General features: G+C 30.0%; 11 protein-coding genes. 2 read left to right on the forward strand and 9 right to left on the reverse strand.

Annotated elements, in window-relative coordinates; all coding sequences use genetic code 11:
- Positions 1–22 precede the first annotated feature (22 nt).
- On the forward strand, positions 23–493 hold the full coding sequence (locus tag KV700_RS02020; RefSeq protein WP_166384853.1) for a DUF6495 family protein: 471 nt from the start codon (positions 23–25) through the stop codon (positions 491–493).
- A gap of 206 nt (positions 494–699) precedes the next feature.
- Here the strand turns inward: KV700_RS02020 and KV700_RS02025 are convergent, their stop codons facing one another.
- Positions 700–1,626, reverse strand: coding sequence for a sterol desaturase family protein (locus KV700_RS02025; protein WP_166384854.1), 927 nt, complete (start codon positions 1,624–1,626; stop codon positions 700–702).
- 263 nt (positions 1,627–1,889) lie between these two features.
- Between KV700_RS02025 and KV700_RS02030 the strand changes: the two genes are divergently transcribed.
- Positions 1,890–3,686, forward strand: a complete 1,797-nt coding sequence (locus KV700_RS02030; protein ID WP_218598906.1) for a long-chain fatty acid--CoA ligase — start codon at positions 1,890–1,892, stop codon at positions 3,684–3,686.
- Between the two features lie 95 nt (positions 3,687–3,781).
- Here KV700_RS02030 and KV700_RS02035 read toward each other — a convergent pair whose 3' ends face one another.
- The 8 genes from KV700_RS02035 to lysA form a co-directional block, all read right to left on the reverse strand.
- Entirely contained in the window at positions 3,782–6,115 is a 2,334-nt protein-coding gene (locus KV700_RS02035; RefSeq protein ID WP_218598907.1) for a type IA DNA topoisomerase, read from the reverse strand.
- Positions 6,116–6,617: 502 nt separating this feature from the next.
- Positions 6,618–6,986 (reverse strand): hypothetical protein, encoded by a 369-nt coding sequence (locus KV700_RS02040; protein WP_218598909.1) that lies wholly within the window; start codon positions 6,984–6,986, stop codon positions 6,618–6,620.
- A gap of 195 nt (positions 6,987–7,181) precedes the next feature.
- Positions 7,182–7,328 carry a hypothetical protein gene (locus tag KV700_RS02045; RefSeq protein WP_218598911.1) on the reverse strand — a complete coding sequence of 49 codons (147 nt, stop codon included), beginning with the start codon at positions 7,326–7,328 and terminating at the stop codon, positions 7,182–7,184.
- A gap of 25 nt (positions 7,329–7,353) precedes the next feature.
- Positions 7,354–9,477 (reverse strand): Tex family protein, encoded by a 2,124-nt coding sequence (locus tag KV700_RS02050; protein WP_218598912.1) that lies wholly within the window; start codon positions 9,475–9,477, stop codon positions 7,354–7,356.
- 104 nt (positions 9,478–9,581) lie between these two features.
- The gene (locus tag KV700_RS02055) at positions 9,582–10,145 is read right to left on the reverse strand and encodes a porin family protein (protein WP_218598913.1); all 564 of its coding nucleotides are present in this window, start codon (positions 10,143–10,145) and stop codon (positions 9,582–9,584) included.
- A gap of 279 nt (positions 10,146–10,424) precedes the next feature.
- The gene (locus KV700_RS02060) at positions 10,425–10,940 is read right to left on the reverse strand and encodes a GNAT family N-acetyltransferase (RefSeq protein ID WP_218598914.1); all 516 of its coding nucleotides are present in this window, start codon (positions 10,938–10,940) and stop codon (positions 10,425–10,427) included.
- A gap of 96 nt (positions 10,941–11,036) precedes the next feature.
- Positions 11,037–11,648 (reverse strand): fumarylacetoacetate hydrolase family protein, encoded by a 612-nt coding sequence (locus KV700_RS02065; protein ID WP_218598915.1) that lies wholly within the window; start codon positions 11,646–11,648, stop codon positions 11,037–11,039.
- A gap of 96 nt (positions 11,649–11,744) precedes the next feature.
- Positions 11,745–12,974, reverse strand: a complete 1,230-nt coding sequence (gene lysA / locus KV700_RS02070; RefSeq protein WP_166384874.1) for a diaminopimelate decarboxylase — start codon at positions 12,972–12,974, stop codon at positions 11,745–11,747.
- Between the last annotated feature and the right edge of the window lie 165 nt (positions 12,975–13,139).

Here is a 13,139-nt window from a genome sequence, read left to right on the forward strand (position 1 = left end):
GCGGTTTTTTTTACCATAAATTATGAAATATAGACAACTTACCAAAGAACAATTCGAAAGCTTACACGAAGACTTTGCTCGTTTTTTAGCAACCCAAAGTATAGACGTTAAAGAATGGAATAAAATAAAAGAAGAAACACCACAAGTTGCAGAAGAGGAGATGAATGTTTTTTCTGATGTTGTTTGGGATAATGTGCTAACAAAAACAAACTATGTAGAACATTTTTCTAAAACCTCTGTAAACCTGTTTAAGTGTGATGCTGAAGAAATACATAGAATTGCCATTAAAATTACTTGGGATATTAATTTATTAGAACAAAAAGGTTTTGAATGGTTAATGCAAAATCCTATGGATAATTCTGTAGAGATTTTTAAAGGAACAAAACCTTATAATAAAGATGATAGGAATACTGAAATTTTCGATTTAATAGAAAAAGGAAGTGCTATTTCTAAAGGAGAAATCTTTGAGTTTTTTAGTCAAATAACGTCTTAGTTTTATTAAGAGTTATTTACAGCTTGGAATGTCTCTTGAGATAAATCGAAAGACGGAATCGGTTTTTCTTACTTCAAAAAAAGGATGTCGTTTTAATCAAGCGTAAGTTTACTTATCTTTTATATCATTTAATAAAAAAAGGAATCTCAAATTTATTTTGAGATTCCTTTTTTTAAGTTGACAAGTTTTGCTTAAAAAAAAACATATTATTCTTCTTGTAAAGCTTTACGAGCTTGTTTAATGGTTAGTGTACTTCCATCATGGCTCCAACCTGGTGCGGCAAATGCATACATAAATTTATGATACCAGTTCTTAGATTTTTTCATATCGTCCCAAATATCTTTATATTCATGTGTTAGAATAACAAACGGATTATAAGAGTTTGGCGGATGCGTAACTCCATATTTGATGTCAATATTTTCGTCAAATTCTTTAAAAGTACCAAACATTCTATCAAAAGCGTTTAGAAATCCACCATGATTTTTATCCATATACTCAAAATTTTGAGCATGATGTACTTGGTGCATGGTATGTGTATTCAATATTTTATCTAAGAAACCTAATTTACCAATGTAAACGGTATGTAATTGAAATTGCCATAAAGCTTCAATACCTAAACAAACGACTAACATTTCTGGTGGAAAACCAATAGCAACAATCCACACATAAAAAAATGGTTTGTAAAGAATGGTAAACCATCCGTTTCTAACGGCAGTTCCTAAATTAAAATTATCCGAAGAATGGTGTACAATATGTGCTGCCCATAAAAAACGTACATTGTGGTTTTGTCTGTGAAACCAATAATAACTAAAATCGTCTAAAACTTGACAAATAAGCCAAATATACCAAGCGTATCCAAAAGATTCGTAGCCCATTAAATTTGTGCGAATTCCATCAACTAAAGGATTGAATATTTCATAGACAAAATTAAAAAGTACAATTGCAGCAATTGTTTTTGTTAAAGGAGCTAGAATAGCAGAACCAATCCCCATGGTAAGGCTAGCTGCTAAATCTTTCCATTTATAAATTTTCTTCTTTTCTTCTTTTTTATTGTGCTTACTATATGTTAATTCGACTAAAATAAGTGCTAAGAAACACGGTACACCATATACTAGTGGGTTTGTAAAATCCATTTACTATTTAATTTTTTTGTTAAAACTAAGGCAAAATAAGGAAATAGCTATAAGTTTTAACATTAGTTATTGTTAAAAAGTTAATAAAGAATTTAAAAAGGATATTATTAATTTTTTTACCTATTAAATTTAACCGAAAAAATAGAATGATACATTGGTTTGATACTTCATTAACATTAATATATAATTTGATATCTGTTTAAATCTTTGAAATATTCGTAAATTTGATAGTTATAATATCCTTATTTAAAAATAATCGAAAGATGAATTATAAACATTTACTAGAAGTAATTAAAGATAACGCTAATCGATTTACAACAAAAGATGCAGTTTTTTATAAAGATGAAGCTTCACAAAGTTGGAAAGGAATTTCTTGGGATTCTTTTTATTTTCAAATACAGCAAGTTTCTAAAGCTTTAATCAATTTCGGAATTAAAGAACAAGACAATATTGGTGTTTTTGCTCAAAATATGACAGAGTGGATTATTGCTGATTTAGGAATTATGGGTGTAAGAGCCGTAACGATTCCTATTTATGCAACCAATTCTCAGAAAGAAGTAGAATACGTTGTTAACGATGCAGAAATTAGTGTGTTGTTTGTGGGAGATCAAGATGAGTTTGATAAAGTAGAATTAGTCTCAGAAAATAATACATACTTAAAATTAATAGTAGCCTTAACAAGTACTGTAGATTTAAGAGGCCATAAAAAAGCTGTTTATTTTAATGATTTTATAAATGCAGAATTTCCAAAAAGTATTGAAAATGAATTAGAAAAGCGTCATTCTGATTCTGAACTTAATGATTTAGCAAGTATTATTTATACCTCTGGTACAACAGGAGAGCCTAAAGGTGTAATGTTAGATCATAACAATTTTGCATCCTCATTAAAAGCACATGAAGCAGAATTAGATGTAGATGAAAATGATGTAACTTTAAGCTTCTTACCATTAAGTCATATTTACGAACGTAGTTGGGTGTTTTTCTGCTTACAAAAAGGAATTCAGGTATATTTTAACCAAGACCCAAAGAAAATTGCAGATGTCTTAAAAGAGGTTAAACCATCTTTGATGTGTACAGTACCTAGAATCTTTGAGAAAATTTTTGCTGCTATTCAAGAAAAAAGAAAAGAAGCTTCCCCTACTAAAATGAAATTGGCAAGTTGGGCATTGGGAGTTGGAAATAAATACCATAATACCTATCGTCGTTTTGATAAAAAAGTACCACTAATGTTAAAGCTAAAATATAAAATAGCAGATAAATTGGTACTTAGTAAATTACGTGATGTCTTTGGAGGGAATATAAAGTTTATGCCTTGTGGCGGAGCACCTTTAGTACCAGATATGGTTTCGTTTTTTCATTCGTTTGCATTAAATATAAAATGTGGCTATGGTTTAACAGAAACAACTGCTACAGTTACGTTGTTTGGTGATCACTACTTCGAGTTTAATTCTGCGGGTAAGCCAATTTTAGGAACCGAAATTAAAATTGGTGCTAATGATGAAGTTTTGGTAAAAGGACCTGGAGTTATGAAAGGCTATTATAAAAAACCAGAAGCTACTGCAGAAGTTTTTGAAAATGGCTGGTTTAAAACAGGTGATGCAGGAAAAATTGACGAATTAGGAAACTTAGTAATTACTGATAGAATTAAAGATTTAATGAAAACTTCTGGAGGTAAATATATTGCTCCTCAAAAACTTGAAATGGCTTTAGTTAGTGATTCTTTTATTGAGCAAATTGCTGTGATAGGAGATCAGCAAAAGTATGTTACGGCTTTGGCGGTTCCTAGTTTCGAGAATATTAAAAAATATGCTGAAGAGCATAAAATTAGTTTTAAAGATATTGAAGATTTGATTAATAATAATCAGATTAAAACCATGTTAGAAAAACGTTTTGAAGAATTGCAAAAGGAGTTTTCTAAGTTTGAAAAAATTAAGAAATTTACTTTATTACCAAAAGAGTTTACTATTGAGGCAGGAGAAATTACTGCCACTTTAAAACTTAAACGTAAAGTAATTTATAAAAAATACAAAGCTCTTATTGATAAAATGTATGCTGAGTAAGCCGTTTTTTTTACTTGTTGATTTTGTAAAGAGGATGTGAGATTTCTCAATCGCTAAAAAAAAACTTATTTCGAAATGACAGTTGATTGTAAATATTAACTACTTATAATTTTTATCACCAAATCTTTAGTCAATGGTTTTCCATTGGCTATTTTTTTGATGTTATCAAATGTGAAAACAAAATCGCAACCTGACTTATAAGCAGAACAACCATAAGCTGTTTTCCCCTTTAAAATAGTTCCTTGTTTACATTTTGGACACGTAATTTTATCAGAACTCTTTTCGACAGAGTTAGAAGTGACTACTTTTTGTTTAGGTTCTAATTTCAATTTAAAAGCATCATCAAATCTTATTAAGCCTTCTACAGAACCATTATCCGTTTTAAAGCCTTTTAAATTGGTAGTACAACCTTTGTCAACCAATCGTATCAATTGGTTTTCAGAAATTTTCTTCCCGTAAATTTCAAACGGAATTTTTAAATCGCAATTGTTTTTATATTCAGAACACCCAAAGGCAGAAGAACCTTTTAAGAGTTGTCCTTTTTTACATTTCGGGCAAGTTTTTCCTACAACTTGTTTTTTTGTTGGAGTTTTTTTTGTCTTTGAAACAATAGATTGCTTCGTTGAACTCGCAATGACTTCTGCGTTAGAAGTAATTCGTTTTTTAGAAGTATTAGAACGGACTTCATACACCAATTCATCTACCATTTTCTTCATATTATTAATGAAGGTTCCGGCGTTGAATTCTCCTCGTTCAATTTCTTTTAAACGTTTTTCCCAACGACCAGTTAATTCAGCAGATTTTAATAATTCGTTGTCAATAATATTAATTAAATCGATTCCGGTTTGTGTTGGTAAAACCAATTTCTTTTTACGCTCAATATATTTTCTTCGGAATAAAGTCTCAATAATACTTGCTCTTGTAGAAGGTCTTCCAATTCCGTTTTCTTTCATTAATTCACGTAAATTCTCATCATCTACTTGCTTTCCAGCAGTTTCCATGGCGCGCAATAAACTTGCTTCTGTAAAATTTCTTGGAGGTTTGGTTTCCTTTTCTAAAAACGAAGGTTCATGTGCGCCTTTTTCACCTTTTACAAAAGAAGGCAATGTAATTTGTTCGTTTAATTCTTTCTTAATTTTGCTTTCTTCCGTTTCAAAAGCAACACGCCAACCTTTGGTTAAAATTTCTTTTCCGGTTGTTTTAAAAGGTACATCTGCAGCTTTACCAATTACTGAAGTATTAGAAACATCAGAATCTGGATAAAAAACACCAATAAATCTACGAGTAATAATATCGTACACTTGTTGCTGATTGTATTGCAAATTTCCTTGAATTCCGGTAGGAATAATTGCGTGGTGATCTGTTACTTTTTTATCATCAAAAACACGTTTCGATTTCTTTATTTTACTACCTAAAAGAGGTTGAGTAAGTGCGCTGTAATTTGTTAATTTAGATAAAATACCTGCAATTTTAGGATACACATCATTTGGTAAAAAAGTAGTATCAACTCTAGGATACGTAACTACTTTCATTTCATATAGCTTCTGAACCATTTTTAAAGTTTCATCCGCAGAAAAGCCAAATTTATTATTACAATATACCTGTAAACCAGTTAAATCAAACAGTTTCGGAGCGTATTCTTTCCCTTTCTTTTTGGTAACAGAAACAATCTCAAAATCAGATTCTTTCACTTTATTTGCTAAAACTTGTCCGTCTTCTTGTTTTAAAAAGCGTCCATCTTCATAATTGAAAAGGGTATTTCTATAGGTTGTTTGTAGTTCCCAATAAGGTTGTGGTTTAAAATTTTCAATTTCAACAAAACGATTTACCAACATGGCTAGGGTAGGAGTTTGTACTCTACCAACCGATAAAACTTGTTTAAATCCACCAAATTTTACGGTGTATAAACGCGTTGCATTTAACCCTAAAAGCCAGTCTCCAATAGCTCTAGAATAACCTGCATAATATAAGTTGTCGTATTTTTCTGCAGGTTTTAGGTTTTTAAAACCTTCTTTTATAGCTTCCTCTGTAAGAGACGAAATCCATAAACGTTGTACTTCTCCTTTATAACCGGCTTGATTAATTACCCAACGCTGAATCAATTCTCCTTCTGTCCCAGCATCCCCACAATTAATTACAACCGTTGCTTTATCAAATAAAGATTTTACAATATTGTATTGTTTTCTAATTCCTGCATCTCCCGTAACTTTGGTGTCAAAACGTTCTGGAAGCATTGGTAGATTGTTCAAATCCCAACTTTTCCAATGCGGCTTGTAATCTTTAGGTTCTAAAAGTGTGCACAAATGTCCGAATGTATATGTTACCGCATAACCGTTTCCTTCGTAATAACCATCACGTTTTGTGTTGGCTCCTAGAATACTAGCTATTTCTCTTGCTACAGATGGCTTTTCGGCAATACAGACTTTCATTGATTATTTTTGTGAGTTCGAAATTAAGGAATTATTACAAATTTAATGATAATCTTTTGTGATTGTTAATAAAAATAAGCTCTTCAGGTTTTTAAAACCTGAAGGGGCTGAAATTAGTAATTGTTTATGGAGTATTAAGTGTTTGAATGAAAACTAATCGTATTCCTTATAAAATTTATTGACAAATTATTTTGGGAATTTTATAAATCTTTATTTAACTTCTCTGGATTTTGTCTTGTATCAAAAACAGAGATAATTTCTATTTCTTGCTGATTTAGCAAAACTCTATAATAAAAAGTGGTTTGTTTTGTTACGACACATTTATGTAAGCCTTTATACTCAAAAGACTCTAAGCAGCTATAAAGATGAAGTTTTATTTGTTGAATTTTTAAATCAAACTTTTTAATAAAATTGTTTTTGCTTTGTAGGCTCCAAGTTTCAAGTAGATAATTTGTTATTTTAATATATTTAAGTCTTGCTAGTTTAGAGTAAAAAACTTGCATTAGGAGACTTCATTTAAAACAGATTCATAAGAAACTCTTTTACCTTCGTCTAATTCTTTAATTCCTTGTTCAATTTCTTCTTTTTCAGAAAGACTTAAATCATTCCAAAAATCATTGTTTTGCCAAAGTAATTTTTCAAGTTTAGATATTGTTTCTTCATTTTCTAAATTGATGAAATCATTAATAAATGCTAGTTTCCTTTTTTGTTGAGAAGGTTTTAGGTTGTCATAATCTATATTACTCTCATTAACAACATCTAAATCAAAATTAGATTCATCAAGTATATTTCTTATTTTTAAAAGAGTTTCCGGATTTTCAATATCTAAAATTTCTTTTATCAATGCTATTTTTGTTGTTTGAATATCCATTTTGTTTTCTTTTTATAAAGATAATAAATTATTAATTGACTTCATTAAAGCCAATTGAATTCGCTTTCTAACTACATCAACCTCTAGAATTTTTAAACTATATGTTTAAGTAAAGTAAGAATTGTATTTACATTTTTTGCAACACTATTGGCCAAAAAAAACTTTTTGGTTTTTAAAAGAAGAAGAAACTGTATTTTACTTCAATTTTGAGAGCTCTTTTTTAACATCGTCCCAAGTTGTTTTTTTCTTTTTGTTAGATTCATTAACTTCTTGTTGAATCTCATCCTTTTGAGAATCTGTTAAGTCATCCCAAATATCATTTTTTTCTATTTTATTGCTCATTTTATAAAGATAAGAAATTATTATTTTACTTTACTAAAGCCAATTGAATTCGTTTTCTCACAACATCAACCTCTATTACTTTTGCAATAATTTGTTGTTGTAGATTTACAATTGCACTAACGTCTTTTACAAAAGTATCTGATAAGTTAGAAACATGAATTAAGCCACTTTCTTTGATTCCAACATCTACAAAACAGCCGAAATTGGTAATGTTATTTACAATTCCGGGTAAGAGTTGCCCTGTTCTTAAATCGGCAATCGTTTTAATATTTTTATCAAAAGAAAACACTTTTGCTTTGGCTCTTGGGTCTAAACCTGGTTTCTCTAATTCTTTAATAATGTCTTCTAGAGTAGGTAGACCAATAGTTTCTGTAATATATTTTTTTAGGTTTATTTTCTGAATCAATTCTTTGTTACCAATAAACTCAGAAACTTTTATGTTATTATCTTTAGCCATTTTATCAACCAAAGCATAACTTTCTGGATGCACGCCAGAATCATCTAACGGATTTTTTCCTTTTTTAATTCGTAAAAAACCAGCAGCTTGTTCGTATGCTTTTCCGCCTAAACGAGGTACTTTTTTAATGGCATTTCTAGAAGTAAAAGAACCATTTTCATTTCTGTAATTCACGATGTTTTCTGCCAATTTTGGTCCAATTCCAGAAACATAACTCAACAAAGATTCACTTGCAGTATTAATATTTACACCAATGGTGTTTACACAACTTTCTACAGTTGTATCAAGAGATTTTTTCAATTTTGTTTGATCTACATCATGCTGATATTGACCAACTCCAATCGATTTTGCATCAATCTTCACCAATTCAGCCAATGGATCTTGCAAACGTCTTCCGATAGAAACAGAACCGCGAACGGTAACGTCAAAATTAGGGAATTCATCTCTTGCAATTTTAGAGGCGGAATAAATAGACGCTCCAGCTTCACTCACTACAAATACATCAACCGAATGTTTAAATTCAATTTTCTTTACCAATTGCTCAGTTTCTCTTGAAGCTGTTCCGTTACCAATTGCAATGGCTTCAATTTTATGTGCTTCAACTAAAGAACTTATTTTTTTAATCGCTTCTGTAGATTGATTTTGAGGCGCATGCGGATAAATATTTTCGTTATGTTCTAAATCTCCTTGCTCATTTAAACATACAATTTTACAACCAGATCTAAATCCAGGATCGATTGCTAAAATTCTTTTTTCGCCTAAAGGAGCACCTAAAAGTAATTGCTTTAAGTTTTTAGAAAACACAGTTATAGCGTCTTCATCTGCATTTTCTTTTGCTAATGATAATCTTTCGTTAGATAGAGAAGGAAACAGCAAACGCTTGTAAGCATCTTTTATAGCAAGTTCTATTTGCTGAGTACATTCGTTTTGTGTACGAATAATATTGCTTTCCATTTTTTGAATGACCCTTTCTGTATCAATTTCTATTTTAACACGGATAAAACCTTCATTTTCGGCTCTTAAAATTGCTAAAAATCGATGAGATGGAATTCTGCTTAAAGATTCGCTCCAATCAAAGTAATCTTTAAATTTTTGAGCTTTTTCATCTTCAGACTTTGTTTTTATTACTTTTGATGTAATTGTAGCATAACGTTCTAATTCTCGTCTAATATTATTTCTGATATCTGTGCGCTCATTAATCCATTCTGCAATAATGAATCGTGCACCTTCTAATGCATCATCAATAGTTACAACTTCCTTGGACGTGTATTTAGAAGCGGTATGTTCTAAGTCGTTTACACGCTGACTCATCATCATTTTTGCCAGTGGTTCTAAGCCTTGTAAACGAGCAGTTTCTGCTTTGGTTTTTCGCTTTTTCTTAAAAGGTAAATACAAATCTTCTAAAGTAATTAAATCTCTAGTAGCGTTTACTTTTTGTTCTAATTCTGTAGTTAATACATTTTGTTCTTTTAAAGCTTTTAAAACACCGAGTTTACGCTTTTCTAAAGCTTCAAAAGTTTCTTTAAACTTAACAATATCACCAATTTGCACTTCATCTAAATTACCTGTCATTTCCTTTCTATATCTACTGATAAAAGGAATTGTAGCATCTTCATTTAACAATGAAATAGTATTTTCTACAGCTTTAGAAGAAAGTTGGGTTTGCTGAATTATATAAGAAAGTAATTGCATTTTTTTATTTGAATTTTATCAGAAAAAAGAAACCTCATAAAAATGAATTTATGAGGTTGTAAATATAGTTTTATTTTGTGTTTTTCTTATATAATTGTCATGTCTTAAAAAAAGAAGTAGCCAACAGAAACTTGAAACACACCGTTTCTATTTTTATCAGTTTTCACTTCATTAATGTCAGAAAGACCAACATTATAACGTGCACTAAAATTAAGTCCGTTATCTAGTTTATATCCAAGTCCTAAATTTACTCCAAAATCTAGGTCTTTGTAAGCATTTTTAACATCTGCTTTTGTATTGTCATCTGTTGCTGAAAGTAAAAAACCCACTTGAGGTCCTGCTTCAAAACTTAGTCTTTTTGTAACATAATATTTTCCCATTAATGGGGTGTTTAAATAATTTAAAGCAACAAAATCATTTGTGTCAGATCCTGTACTAAAACCATGACCAGAAAATAACAATTCAGGTTGAATCGAAAATTTTTCTGTAAAGGGAATTTCTGCCATTAAACCAAAATTAAAAGAGGTGACAGTGCCTAAATCTTTGGTATTGTCTCCGTTAATGGAAGCAAAATTTAGTCCAGCTTTAACTCCGAATTCGATGTCTTGTGCATTTGCATTTACAATGCTTAAAACTGTTAATAATGTTACTAGTAATACTTTTTTCATAATTATAATTTTAATTTGTTTGATACAAATAAATAGCTTTTTCTTGAAAAAAAAATCACTTTAATTTATGTTTAACCTTTTTAACTAATTTTATCGAAACAGTTTGTTAATTAATTGATTTTTAGGTTATTTTAACAAAACTTATCGATAAAATTTCTCATCCTTTGTCAGAAAAATCACTCGAAGTGACATTGCGTGTTATAATACGTTTACAAGTATGAGCATTCTGTCACTTCGAGTGAAATTCTTTTTTTAAGAATTTTGTGTCGAGATTTTTTTTTAGAGAATCACTTTCTCAAAGGCTAACCTCTTAGCGTTATAATTGGTATAGATAACTCCACAATAAGTGTAGCCTAATTTTTTAATTAAAGATTGCATTCCTAGATTGTCTTCGTGAGTATCTATCTTTAAGCTTTGAATGTTTTTATCTTTTAATGTTTGATGAAATTCACTAAAAAGAAATGTTGCCAAACCTAATTTTCTAAACTCTTTTTTAATTGCCATTCTATGGATTACTCCGTAGACTTTATCTTCATCTACCAACCAATTTCCGTCTATAACTTCCTTGTAAGTTGGTTCTTTTTTGAATGTAAACATAGAAGTTGCCATCACAATATTGTCATCATTTACAACAACATAACTTTCATTATTTTTGATGTCATTTTCTACTTGGGCTGCATTCGGATATCCGTTTTGCCATTGATCAATATGTAAGGATGCTAAGAGTTCTCTGGCGTCATCTATAATTGTCATTATTGCAGGAATATCTTCAATATTAGAAAGTCTTATTTTCATAAAAAAAATATAATAATATAGGGTTTTGTCAGATCGAGCGCAGTTGAGATCTTGTTTTTAATAATTAAAAATTCTCGATTACGCTCGAATAGACAATTAAATCATTTTAAAATCTAACAACAACTCTCCGTTTACAGAACATTGCAATTGATCTCCTTTAAAAATTTCTCCTTTTCCTAAAGCAGGAGTTCCTGTAAAAATTAAATCTCCAGGTTGTAAGGTCATATATTTAGAAATAAACACAATAATATCAGCAAAATCATGAATCATATAGGCTGTATTACTTTTTTGTTTTTCTTCTCCGTTTATTTTTAAATCGAAATCAATATCACCTAAATTATAATTAGAAACCGGTTTAAAACTAGAAATAGGAGCAGCACCATCAAAACCTTTTGCAAAATCCCAAGGATGTTTCGTTTCTCTTGCGTCTTTTAAAAGGTCTGTTGCAGTATAATCGATACCTACGGCAATTTCTGAAATATAAGAGTTTGCAGTTTCTTTAGAAATATTTTTTCCTTCTTTTCCTATTTTAACAACTAGTTCTATTTCGTAAATTAATTCGTTTGTAATGCTACTAGGGTATTCTACATCACAATTAACAGCTAAACTACTTTCTGGTTTTGAAAAAATGAACTTTTTAGCATTCTTTTTTTCGGAAATGTCTTTCAAGTCAGTAACGTAATTACTTCCAATTCCTAATATTTTCATTTTAAATTTGTTTTAATTATATAAGGTAAATTTAATAAAAAAATCCACCAAAAAATATATTTTCTGATGGATTTATAACTTGTTTAAAAGCTTTTTTTAAGCTTCTGCTTTTTCTGTTTTAGAAAAATCTACTACAACTTGGTTGTGTAAAATATCTTGAATTGTTTGTCTTTTTCTAATAAGGTAATCTTTTCCTTTGTGTACCATAACTTCTGCAGGAATATAGCGAGAGTTGTAGTTAGACGCCATTGAAAAACAATATGCACCCGCATTGTGGAAACATAAAACATCTTCTTCTGAAATCTCTGCAATTCTTCTGTTTGATGCAAACGTATCCGTTTCACAAATATAACCAACTACAGAGTAATAACGATCTCTTCCTTTTGGGTTAGAAATGTTGGTAATATGGTGATAAGAATCGTACATCATTGGTCTTACCAAGTGATTAAAACCTGTGTCTACATGTGCAAAAACCGTAGAAGTTGTTTGTTTAACAACATTTACTTTTGCTAAAAAAGAACCTGCTTCTGAAACTAAGAATTTACCAGGCTCAAACATTAAAGTAATGTCTTTACCATAATCTGCACAAAATTCATTGAATCTCTCTGATAACTGCAAACCTAATTGCTCTATATCTGTAGAAATATCTCCTTCTTTATAAGGCACTTTAAATCCACTTCCAAAGTCGATAAAATCGATGTTTTCGAATTGTTTAGCAACATCAAATAAAATATCAGAGGCACGTAAAAAAGTATCGATATCTAAAATATCAGAACCAGTGTGCATGTGAATTCCGTTGATATTCATTCCCGTATTTTCTACCACACGTTTAATATGAGGTACTTGGTGAATAGAAATTCCGAATTTAGAATCGATATGACCCACAGAAATTTTAGAATTTCCACCTGCCATAATATGTGGATTGATACGCACACAAACAGGAATGTCTGGATGTTTTTGTCCGAATTGTTCTAAAATAGAAAGGTTATCAATATTAATTTGAACACCCAATTTAGCAACTTCTTCAATTTCTGATAAAGAAACACCGTTTGGCGTGTAAATAATGTCGTGAGGCTCAATTCCTGTAGTTAAACACAATTGTACTTCTTGATAAGAAACAGTGTCTAAACCAGAACCTAAGTCTTTAAAGAACTTTAATATATTAATATTAGAAAGTGCTTTTACAGCATAATTTAACTTTAAACTTTTAACGCTGCTAAAAGCATTTGTTAACCTGTTGTATTGAGATTCTATTTTATCTGTATCGTAAACATATAAAGGACTTCCGTATTTATTTGCTAACTTTATTAATTGTGCGTTTTTCACTTTGTTTTATTTTATATCAGACGTCAAAAGTAATAAAATTGTTGGGTAAATAATGACTTGTTTAAAAATATAACATATTGTTTTTTTTTGTGATTTTTATGCGGAATTTGTATTTTTGAAGGAGTGTTAAATTTGATAATTTTTCCTTAATTTCTTTAGATTTTA

Source organism: Polaribacter sp. NJDZ03, from assembly GCF_019263805.1.
GTDB lineage: Bacteria > Bacteroidota > Bacteroidia > Flavobacteriales > Flavobacteriaceae > Polaribacter.

Coding starts and splice junctions, on each gene's coding strand:
- KV700_RS02020 (WP_166384853.1), top strand. CDS start 23: ATGAAATATAGACAACTTACCAAAGAACAATTCGAAAGCTTACACGAA.
- KV700_RS02025 (WP_166384854.1), bottom strand. CDS start 1,626: ATGGATTTTACAAACCCACTAGTATATGGTGTACCGTGTTTCTTAGCA.
- KV700_RS02030 (WP_218598906.1), top strand. CDS start 1,890: ATGAATTATAAACATTTACTAGAAGTAATTAAAGATAACGCTAATCGA.
- KV700_RS02035 (WP_218598907.1), bottom strand. CDS start 6,115: ATGAAAGTCTGTATTGCCGAAAAGCCATCTGTAGCAAGAGAAATAGCT.
- KV700_RS02040 (WP_218598909.1), bottom strand. CDS start 6,986: ATGGATATTCAAACAACAAAAATAGCATTGATAAAAGAAATTTTAGAT.
- KV700_RS02045 (WP_218598911.1), bottom strand. CDS start 7,328: ATGAGCAATAAAATAGAAAAAAATGATATTTGGGATGACTTAACAGAT.
- KV700_RS02050 (WP_218598912.1), bottom strand. CDS start 9,477: ATGCAATTACTTTCTTATATAATTCAGCAAACCCAACTTTCTTCTAAA.
- KV700_RS02055 (WP_218598913.1), bottom strand. CDS start 10,145: ATGAAAAAAGTATTACTAGTAACATTATTAACAGTTTTAAGCATTGTA.
- KV700_RS02060 (WP_218598914.1), bottom strand. CDS start 10,940: ATGAAAATAAGACTTTCTAATATTGAAGATATTCCTGCAATAATGACA.
- KV700_RS02065 (WP_218598915.1), bottom strand. CDS start 11,648: ATGAAAATATTAGGAATTGGAAGTAATTACGTTACTGACTTGAAAGAC.